This window comes from Rhodoplanes roseus, assembly GCF_003258865.1.
Lineage (GTDB): Bacteria > Pseudomonadota > Alphaproteobacteria > Rhizobiales > Xanthobacteraceae > Rhodoplanes > Rhodoplanes roseus.
Genome location: NZ_NPEX01000228.1, coordinates 1 through 9,434, shown reverse-complemented (window position 1 = coordinate 9,434; position 9,434 = coordinate 1). Strand labels below are relative to the sequence as shown.

The 9,434-nt window shown below is 68.3% G+C and carries 11 protein-coding genes; 4 read left to right on the top strand and 7 right to left on the bottom strand.

What is annotated here, in order from left to right:
* The 4 genes from CH341_RS23735 to CH341_RS23720 form a co-directional block, all read left to right on the top strand.
* Window positions 1-779 (top strand): ABC transporter permease (locus CH341_RS23735; RefSeq protein WP_111421462.1); only part of this gene is annotated, 779 nt, incomplete at its 5' end.
* Window positions 780-784: 5 nt separating this feature from the next.
* Window positions 785-1,579: an ABC transporter ATP-binding protein gene (locus CH341_RS23730; RefSeq protein ID WP_425376208.1), complete on the top strand. Its 795-nt coding sequence runs from the start codon at window positions 785-787 to the stop codon at window positions 1,577-1,579.
* 175 nt (window positions 1,580-1,754) lie between these two features.
* Window positions 1,755-2,513: an ABC transporter permease gene (locus tag CH341_RS23725; protein ID WP_111421460.1), complete on the top strand. Its 759-nt coding sequence runs from the start codon at window positions 1,755-1,757 to the stop codon at window positions 2,511-2,513.
* Window positions 2,514-2,533: 20 nt separating this feature from the next.
* The gene (locus tag CH341_RS23720; RefSeq protein ID WP_111421459.1) at window positions 2,534-4,060 is read left to right on the top strand and encodes an amidohydrolase family protein; all 1,527 of its coding nucleotides are present in this window, start codon (window positions 2,534-2,536) and stop codon (window positions 4,058-4,060) included.
* 27 nt (window positions 4,061-4,087) lie between these two features.
* Here the strand turns inward: CH341_RS23720 and CH341_RS23715 are convergent, their stop codons facing one another.
* The 7 genes from CH341_RS23715 to CH341_RS35360 form a co-directional block, all read right to left on the bottom strand.
* On the bottom strand, window positions 4,088-5,014 hold the full coding sequence (locus CH341_RS23715; protein ID WP_111421458.1) for a flagellin: 927 nt from the start codon (window positions 5,012-5,014) through the stop codon (window positions 4,088-4,090).
* Between the two features lie 14 nt (window positions 5,015-5,028).
* On the bottom strand, window positions 5,029-6,801 hold the full coding sequence (gene flgK, locus CH341_RS23710) for a flagellar hook-associated protein FlgK (protein WP_111421457.1): 1,773 nt from the start codon (window positions 6,799-6,801) through the stop codon (window positions 5,029-5,031).
* Between the two features lie 39 nt (window positions 6,802-6,840).
* Window positions 6,841-7,305 carry a flagellar protein FlgN gene (locus CH341_RS23705; protein ID WP_111421456.1) on the bottom strand — a complete coding sequence of 155 codons (465 nt, stop codon included), beginning with the start codon at window positions 7,303-7,305 and terminating at the stop codon, window positions 6,841-6,843.
* 17 nt (window positions 7,306-7,322) lie between these two features.
* Window positions 7,323-7,640 (bottom strand): hypothetical protein, encoded by a 318-nt coding sequence (locus CH341_RS23700; protein WP_111421455.1) that lies wholly within the window; start codon window positions 7,638-7,640, stop codon window positions 7,323-7,325.
* Window positions 7,641-7,645: 5 nt separating this feature from the next.
* Entirely contained in the window at window positions 7,646-8,908 is a 1,263-nt protein-coding gene (gene flgE, locus CH341_RS23695; protein WP_111421454.1) for a flagellar hook protein FlgE, read from the bottom strand.
* Between the two features lie 34 nt (window positions 8,909-8,942).
* Window positions 8,943-9,257, bottom strand: coding sequence for a flagellar hook capping FlgD N-terminal domain-containing protein (locus tag CH341_RS23690; RefSeq protein ID WP_111421453.1), 315 nt, complete (start codon window positions 9,255-9,257; stop codon window positions 8,943-8,945).
* Window positions 9,254-9,434, bottom strand: a 181-nt coding sequence (locus CH341_RS35360; protein ID WP_210208583.1) for a hypothetical protein, incomplete at its 5' end; no start/stop codon positions are given. The genes CH341_RS35360 and CH341_RS23690, both read right to left, overlap by 4 nt.

The following is a 9,434-nucleotide window of genomic DNA, read 5'->3' as shown; positions in this document are numbered from 1 at the left end:
CGGGCCCGCCGGCGGAGGGCGACCGGCCCGACCGGAGCTGGCCCTGGCAGCTCGCCTCCTTCGTGCTGGTGCTGGGCGCCTGGGAGATCGCCGGCCGCTGGCCGATCAGCCTCGCCTTCCCGCCCTTCTCCCGGGTGATGGCGGCGCTCGTCGAGATGACCGCGGCCGGCGACTTCGTGCGCGCCTATGCGGTGACGCTGCCGCCGCTCGTCGTCGGGGTCGGCATCGTCGCCGTGCTGGGCGTGACGCTCGGCATCGCCATGGGCCTGTCGCGCGGCATCGAGTGGATCGGCCTGCCCCTGATGGTGGTGCTGCAGACCGCGCCGATCGCCGCCATCATCCCGCTGCTGACCTATTTCTACGGCGTCAGCGCGACCTCGAAGATCGCCGCCGTGATCCTGCTCTCGGCCCCCATCGTGGTGCTGAACTCCTATCGCGGCATCCGCAACACCAACGCGTCGCTGCTCGACATGTGCCGCTCGTTCCTCGGCACCCGGCTGCAGCAGGTCACCAAGATCATGCTGCCGCACGCGAGCGGCATGATCTTCGCCGGCCTGCGGCTCGGCATCTCGGCGGGATTCATCGGCGTGGTGCTGGCCGAGCTGCTGATCTCCCCGACGGGAATCGGCGACCTGATCAGCTACAACCGCTCGATCGCCCGCTACGACAAGATGTTCGCCGCGATCCTCTCGATCCTGGCGCTCGCCACCGTCACCCTGTCGCTGCTGCAGCGGCTGGAGAACCGGCTCTTCCGCCCGGACCACGCGGCCGCCCGATGAACGCCATGACCAAGCCCCTGCCCGTGACGAAGCCCGACGAGGCGCCGCCGATCGTGCGGGTCGCGGGCGTGACCATGCGCTACGCCAATGGCGTGACGGCGCTGGACGGCATCGACCTCGATTTCGAGCGCGGCAAGCTGACGACGCTTCTGGGCCCCAGCGGCTGCGGCAAGACCACCCTCCTGAAGATCATCGCCGGCCTGTTTCGGCCGACCACCGGCACCGTGGCGGTGAACGGCCGGGCGGTGACGGGCCCCGGGCCGGAGCGCGCCCTGGTGTTCCAGGACTTCGCGCTGCTGCCGTGGGCGACCGTGCTGCGCAACGTCGCCTTCGGGCTCGAGCTGCGCGGCGTGGCGAAGTCGGAACGCGAATCGATCGCCGAAAAGTACATCCGCGAGGTCGGCCTCGCCGGCTTCGAGCACCAGTATCCGAGCCAGCTCTCGGGCGGCATGCGCCAGCGCGCCGGCCTCGCCCGCGCCCTCACCGTGAACGCCGACGTGCTGATGATGGACGAGCCGTTCTCGGCGGTCGACGAGCAGATGCGGCGCAAGCTGCAGGAGGACCTGCTGTCGCTGCTGCAGGTCGAGAAGAAGACCGTGATCTTCGTGACGCATTCCATCGAGGAGGCCGTCTACCTCTCCGACCGCATCGTGCTGCTGTCGCGCCGCCCGAGCCGCGTCTCGGCGATCCGCGACCCCGGCATCGCCCACGACCTCCCCCCCGACCAGATCCGCCGCGACCAGCGCTATCTCGACACCGTGGACGAGATCTGGGACACGCTGAAGCAGTACCTGCAATGAGGGCGGGCATCGGTTGGATCACCCACCTCGAACCTCATGGTGAGGTGCTCGCCGGAGGCGAGCCTCGAACCATGTGGCCCCCCGGGGGCCGGGGCCGCCCCCGCCCTTCGAGACGCGGCCTCCGGCCGCTCCTCAGGACGAGGGCGGGGACAGGCCGCGTCGCAGGACCGCGCCCATGACCCCCCGCTCGCTCCTCGACAACGTGCCGTCCGGCCTCTCGCTGCTCGTCTGGGCCGCGATCTGGGAGCTGATCGGCCGCTACGGCGGCGTCGACCTGATCCCGCCGATGACCGCGATCGCCGCCAAGGCGGTGGAGCTGGTGCAGACCGACAGCTTCCTGAAGGCGCTCTCGGTCACGGCGCAGGCCTTCGGCATCGGCATGGCGCTGGCGATCGTGATCGGCATCCCGCTCGGCGTGCTGATGGGCGTGTGGCGGCCGGCCGAGAAGCTGCTCAACGTGTGGGTCAACATCTTCATCAGCGCGCCGCTCACGGCCCTCGTGCCGGCCCTGATGCCGCTGCTCGGCATCGGCCAGACCACCGTGGTCGCCACCGTGTTCCTGTTCGCCGTGTGGGTGCTGGTGATCGACACCCAGGCCGGCATCCGCCATGTCGGCGGCTCGCTGGTCGACATGGCGCGGCTGTTCGGCGGCACCCGGTCGCAGATCTTCTTCAAGGTGCTGCTGCCGGGCGCCCTGCCCGAGATCCTCACCGGCCTGCGGCTCGCCGTGGTGCGCGGCGTCAAGGGCGTGGTGATCGGCCAGATCATCATCGCGCTGCTCGGCTTCGGCGAGCTGTTCGAGCTCTATCTCCAGAACTTCCTCATGGAGGAGTTCTGGGCCCTGGTGTTCGTCGTCTTCGCGCTCGCCTTCGTGATCGTCGAGGCGGTCGGGGTCGTCGAGCGCCGCTTCGACTTCTATGCAGGCTCGCGCTGAGCCTTTCGCAGGATCAATCGATGACCAAGACCGACACATTGCTGATCGAGAACGGCCGCGCCCTCCTGCCGGGCGGCGATCCGCATCAGGGCGAGCGCTGTGACATTCTTGTCCAGAACGGCGCCATCGAGAAGATCGGCACCGGGCTCGCGGCGACGCTGGCCAAGGACGGCATCACGGTCGAGACGCTCGACGCGACCGACCGGCTGATCATCCCCGGCTTCATCAACGCGCACTATCACTCGCACGATACGCTCGCCAAGGGCACCATGGACGAGACGCCGCTGGAGACGTGGCGCCTGCTCGCCTTGCCGCCACAGTATCCCAAGCGGAGCCGCGAGGAGATTCGTGCCAGGACGCTGATCGGCGCGCTGGAATGCCTGCGCTCCGGCATGACCACCGTGCAGGACATGGTGACGCTCTATCCGTTCGACCCGGAGCATTTCGAGGCCGTGGTCGAGGCCTACGAGGAGATCGGCGTGCGCGCCGTGGTGGCGCTGCAATACGCCGACATCCGCGGCATCGAGACCATTCCGTTCTGGAAGGAGGTCTTTCCGGCCGAGTACCATCCCTACCTGTCGACCGCTGCTGAGCCGGACAAGAAGATCGATCAGCTCGCCTGGTTCGAGGAGAACTACCTGAAGAAGCCGAAGGCCGGCTCGCGGGTCGGCTGGGCGCTCGGCCCGTCGGCGCCGGAGCGCTGCACCCGCGCGCTGATCGAGCGCACCGCGGCGCTGGCGAAGACCTACGGCCTGCCGATCTTCACCCACATCTACGAGTCGAAGGGCATGGCCCTGCAGGCCCGGCTCGAATATCCCGAGCACGGCGGCTCGCTAATCCGGCGGCTCGAGCAGGAGGGCCTGCTCGGGCCCCATCTCAACCTCGCCCATTCGGTGTGGCTGCTGCAGGACGAGATCGAGGTCCTGGCCCGCACCGGAACCAACGTCGTCATCAATCCGCTCAGCAACATGAAGCTGAAGAGCGGCATCCCGCCGATCCGCGCCCTGCAGGACGCCGGCGTCTCGCTGGCGCTCGGCTGCGACAACTGCTCGTGCTCGGACGCGCAGAACATGTTCCAGGCCATGAAGCTGTTCGCCCTGATGGTGCATGTCAGCGATCCCGATCCGGGCCCGGACCAGGCGGGGCGCGCCCTCGGGGCCGCCACGGCCGGCGGCGCCCATGCGATCGGACGCGACGATCTCGGAAGGATCGCGCCGGGCGCCCGCGCCGACCTGGTGCTGATCGACCTGAAGGACCCGTCCTACGTGCCGCTCAACAGCGCCACCCGCCAGCTCGTCTACACCGAGGGCGGCCGCGGGGTGGATACGGTGCTGGTCGACGGCCGCGTGGTGATCCGCCACGGCCGGCTCGCCACCATGGACCAGGACGCGCTCCTCGACGAGGTGATGGCCGTGGTGCCGAAGTTCCGCGAGGATTTCGCCGTCATCGCGGCGCGCGTCGAGACGCTCAAGCCGTGGATCGCCGAGGCGCACAAGCGGATCTGGGCCGCCGATGTCGGCGCCAACCGGCTGTTCACGGGCGTCTGACCGGCGCCGCCCGCGCGGCGCGCCCCCTCACTTCAGATAGTCGGCGAGGCTGAGACTCTGGATCTTGGCGATCGCCGAATAGGCGGCCTGGAGCTGGGTCTGCCGCGTCGCCAGCTCGGCGGCGGCGGCGGCGACGTCGACGTCGGTCAGGGTCGACTCGAGCGAGGTCGCCTGATCCTGGAACGACGTCTGCAGGCTGGCGGCCTTCTCCAGCGTATTCGCGTTGATCGACAGCTTGGTCTGGATCGTCGAGACGCCGCTCAACGCCGTCTTGGTCAACGACAGCGCTTCGTTCAGCGTGTCGGAATCGAGCGTCTCGGTGCCGGACGAGAGGTTGGCCATGATGCTGAAGGCGCGCAACGCCTTCTCGAAGGCGGGGTCGTCGGCCGTGACGCCGTATTCCACCACCTGCTCGGTCGAAACCCGCACCGAGGCGATCGCGTCGTCCCCCTTGTAGTAGTCGGTCGACTCGGTCGACGGGACGGTCTGGGCCGGATAGTCGTCGAGATCGACCGGAGCGGTGTCGATCATGGCGCCGGAGAAGAGATAGCGGCCTTCGTACTGGGTGTTCAGGAGCGAGCCGAACTCGTCGAGATACTCGCCCATGGACGTGGTGAGGCTCGACACCGTCCCGTCGTCCAGCGTGCCGGCGTCGGTCGCCGAGGTGATCGAGCTCTGCAGCGTCGTCAGCAGATCGGTCATCTGCGACATCGCCGAGTACATGATCTCGATCCGGCTTCCCGCATTGGTCGCGGCGTCGCTGTAGGCGGCCGACTGGGTGACGGCGGTCTGCAGTTCCAGGACCCGGCGGCTGGTCGAGCCGAGCCCGCCGAAATTCGACGAGATCTCGCCCGACGCCTGCTGCAGCGTCAGCTCGGTGTTGCGGGCCTGCGTCCGCAAGGCCTGGTTGATCGTCTTCTCGCTGAGGGCGAAGGTGGCGACGCGTCCGATCATCTGTTGGCTCCGGATCAGGCCGACTGCACCATCTCGAGCAGAGTCGAGAACAGGTCGTTGACGATCGACATCACCTGCGCGGCCGCCTCGTACATGGTCTGCAGCTCGCTGAGGAGGTTGGTCTCCTCGTCGAGATTGACGCCCGACTGCGACGAGATCGCGTCGGACAGGCTGGACTCCAGCGACGTCGCGGTGGTCAGCTCCGAGCTGGCGCTCGAGTAGCCGGTCGAGACGGCGCCCACCACCTCCGATGCGTAAGTGGCGAACGTGGCCTTCGCATTGCCGAGATTTCCGGCCGCGCCGAACGTGTGCTTGGTCTCGAACGCGTCCAGCAGCGCGGACGCGATCACGGTCGAGCCGCTGGCCAGCACGGAGGCGCCGGTGGTGAGCGTGCCGCCGTCCGACAGCTTCGAGACGGCCAGCAGGGAGGTGTTGGACAGGATGCCGGAGCGCACGGAGAAATTCCCGGCGCCCTTGCCGGTGACCAGGTCGTTGAGCCCGAGCCAGTCCGACAGCCCCTGCTCGTCGGTGCCGACGGTGCCGTCCATCGCACCGATCGAGACGCCGTAGTCGGAATCGTCCGCCGTCACCACGAGGTGGCCGCTGGAATCGAGGCTGGCCGACAGCCCGTCGACGGAGTCGATGGCGGAGACGAGATCGTCCACGGTCGAGACGGTGGAGAGGTCGATGTCCGCGTAGGAGACGAGGGCCCCGTCCGAATCGACCACGGCGAAGCGCGTCGTGCCGGTCCCCGAGAAGGAATCGGTGCCGGCCAGCGTCGTCGTGCCCGTGAGCGTCGCCGGGGCGGGCAGCGCCGTACCCTGGTTGTGGACCGCGTTGAGCGCGTCGGCGAGGCCGTCGGCGAGGCTGTCCAGGTCCTTCTGCGCGTTCGGCAGGGTCTCGTCGCGCAGCTCGATCAGCGCGCCCACATTGCCGCTGGTGATCTGCGACGTGATGTCGAGGCCGTCGACCGTGATGCCCGAGAAGCCGCTCGGCGGTGTCTCGCTGTACACCGTGTCGGACGTCACCGTCGAGGCGCTGGCATAGGAGAGCTCGTGCGCCGAGCTGTCGACCAGCACCTTGCCGCCGCTGGTGTAGACATGCACCTGATTGTTGGAACCGGTGAAATAGGTCACGTTCATCAGCGTGCCGAGCGTCGACAGCGCGGTGTTGCGCTGGTCCTCCAGGTCGCTGGTGTCGGCCCCGCTGGCGCTGGCGCTGGCGATCCGCTTGTTGATCGAGTTGACGTCGTTCAGCGCCTGGTTGATCTGTCCGACCGAAGTCTCGATCTCGGTGTCGGCGTTGGACCGCAGGCTCTGGACCGTCGAGGACGTGCTGCGGAGCTGGGCCGCGAGACTGTCCAGCTTGTCGATCACCTGCGCCTGCAGGGTCGCGCTCTCCGGCGTATCGGCGAGCTCGGTCAGGGCCGAGCTAAGATCCGCGATGGAGTTGGCGATCGAGGTGCCTTCGGTGGTCGAATCGTCGCTGGAGGTCGTGCCGTAGGCGTCCTGCAGGAGGCTGCTGTAGGCTTCCGTGGTGGTCGCCGCGCCGAGCCGCGACTCGGCCTTCACCAGCGAGGCGACCAGGAGCTTGTCGACCGTGCTGGAGATCCCCGTCACGGTGACGCCGGTTCCCACGCCGGCCGTGACGTCGGTCGCCTGCGTCGCCGTCTTGCGCGTGTATCCCTCGGTGTCGGCGTTGGCGACGTTCGACGAGCTGATGCTGATGCGTGTCTGCGACGTGAGCAGCGAGCTCATCGCGATGTTGCGGGCGGCGGCGAGCGACATGTCGGGTCTCCATCCGGGGCGCCCCCCGGCCCACGGTTCTCAGGCGCGGATGCCCTTGCCGCACCACCCGCTGGCGGTGCGCGGCCCGGCGATCTGGCCGTTGTGCCCGTAGGGGGCACGCGAGGCGAGGTCGGTGCGCACCGCCTGCATGATCGCGTCGACGCGTCGCTGGCTGGCGGCGATCGCCTGCCGGAGCCGCGTGACGTTCTCGTCCATCACCGTGTTGAGGCGGCGCACCTGCTCGACCAGGCGCTCGCGCATCGCCCTGTCGGCGACGCCGCCGAGATCGTGGCGATGCACGTGCATGGCCCAGCGCTCGACGTCCTCGGCGAGCGCCGTCTTGCGTGCCGTCGAGTTCGACAGGGAGGCCGGCATGCCGCGCGCCAGATTGCGGTTCTCCTCCTCGACCACCGCGATCAGCTCGTCGATCAGGCCGACCACCTTCGTGACCGAGAGGTCCGCGTTCGAAACCGGGGCGCCGCTTTCAAGCGATAACGTGGGCATGACTCACTCCTTGACTCTCAAAAGCGCTTCGCCCGCGGAGGAAGCGCGTGCAGGGCACCGGCGGCCCGGTAGGCCGAGACGGCCCGGGTCTGGCGATCGATGGTCTCCAGCTCGGCCCCGAGCCGGCTCCGTTCGGCCAGGAGCTCGCGCAGCACGAGGGCGAGCTCGGCCATGGTGGCCAGGACGGCGCGTGGCGCCGGCGGCTCGGGAGGCTCGGCCTGGGCTCCGCCGCATCCCTGTCCCGACGAGGCCAGCAGCTTGCGCGCCTCGGCGGAGGCCCTCCGCGCCCGATGCAGGAGCGGATCGTCCGGCGCCCTCGTCCGTCGTCGCGGCATGACGGCTACCTCACGGCGCTCATCAGCGTGTCGTACATGTCGCTGACCGTGGAGACGACCTGCGCCGCGGCCGAGTAGGCCTGCTGCGCCGTGATCATGGTCGAGAACTCCTCGGTCGTGTCCGCCGTGCTCGATTCGATCTTGCTGCCGTAGATCGTTCCGGCACCGCCGAGACCGGACTCGTGCAGCGTCGCCGTGCCCGACGTGGTGCTCTGCTGGTAGACGCCGCCGCTCATCGTGGTGAGGCCGTCGGCATTGGCGAAGGTCGCCACGGCGACCTTGTAGATCACGTAGGTCTCACCGTTGGAGTAGCTCGCCGTGACGTTGCCGCCGTCGGTGATCGAGACCCCGGTCAGGCTGCCATAGGCGACACCGTCCTGGTCGATCGACTTGAGCTCGACGTCGGGATCGTCGGAGTCCGAGGAGTACTGGGTCAAGCCGCTGGCGGTGTCGGCGGTGCCGAGCGACATCGTGATGGTGCTGTCGGCGGCGCCCGTCGTCCAGCCCGTGATCGAGATGGTCGCCGGACTCGGATCCGTGCTGGCGAGAGTGCCGTCCCCGTTGAAGACGAGGTTGATCGAGCCCGTCACGGTGCCGGACGTGACCGACGAGTCCGAGGCGAGCGTCGCGTCACTGAACGTCGCCGACCACTCGTTCTCGGCCGTCTTGGTCCAGGTGACGGTGACGTTGCTGGCGGTGCCGAGCGAGTCGTACACGTCCATCGTGGTGGTGAACTCGTCGCCGACCTCGGCGTCGGCCGGCAGGTTCGCCTTGATGGTCTCGGTCGTGGTCGCCGTGGCGACGCTCTGCAGCGACGCGGTGTCGATCTTGGTCAGCGTCGCGGCGGTCTCGCCGCCCGTGACGTTGCCGTCCTGGTCGGTCGCCCACCCCATCAGATAGTAACCGTTGACGCTCAGATAGCCGTCGGAGTCGTCGATGGTGGCGTCGCCGTTGCGGGTGTAGTAGGTCGTGCCCGTCTCGTCGGTGACGACGAAGAAGCCGTTGCCGTCGATCGCCATCGCGGTGTCGCTGCTCGACGACGCCAGGAGCCCCTGCTCCGAGATGTTGTAGCGCGCCGAGACGGCGACGCCGCCCGACGAGTAGGCCGACGTGGACGCGGCACTGGAGAGCAGGCTCTCGAAGCTCGCCGTGACGGTCTTGTAGCCCGTCGTGCTCGCATTGGCGATGTTGTCGGAGACGATGGAGATGGCTTGGCTCTGCGCATTCAATGCGGAGACGGCCGAGCTCAGCGCGCCGGTCAGACTCATGTTACGCTCCTGGAACCCGCGACGACCGAGCGGCTCACGACGCCGAGGTGTTGCTGTAGGCCTCGTAGAGGCTCGTGACCGTGCTGCTCAGCGTCGAGACGGTGTCGCTGAGCGTGTCGAGCGTGTCGCTCATGCTGGTGATCTGATTGAAGGTCGCGTAGGACATGATCTGATTGGTGAACTCGGTCGTGTCGGTCGGATCGAGCGGGTTCTGGTTCTGCAGCTGCGCCGTGATCAGCGTCAGGAAATCGTCGGTGTCGATCGAGCTGGAGCTCGAGCTGGAGCTGGAGCTGCTGGTGCTCGTCGTGGAGCTCGCCGTCGTGTTGGAGGCGATCGTGGAGACGCTCATGATATGCCTCGACCGTTGTCGCGGCCGCCCGGCGGCCCGACGTCTGTTGCCCGTCGCGATGTCGGATGTGATCGACGTTCGTAATTAGAACGGGCGATGCGGCGTTTTCCGGCAGCATTTTCGCGCGCCGATGCGCCGCGGCCCCACGGCCGCGCCTGCGCCGCCGCGCGGACGGCC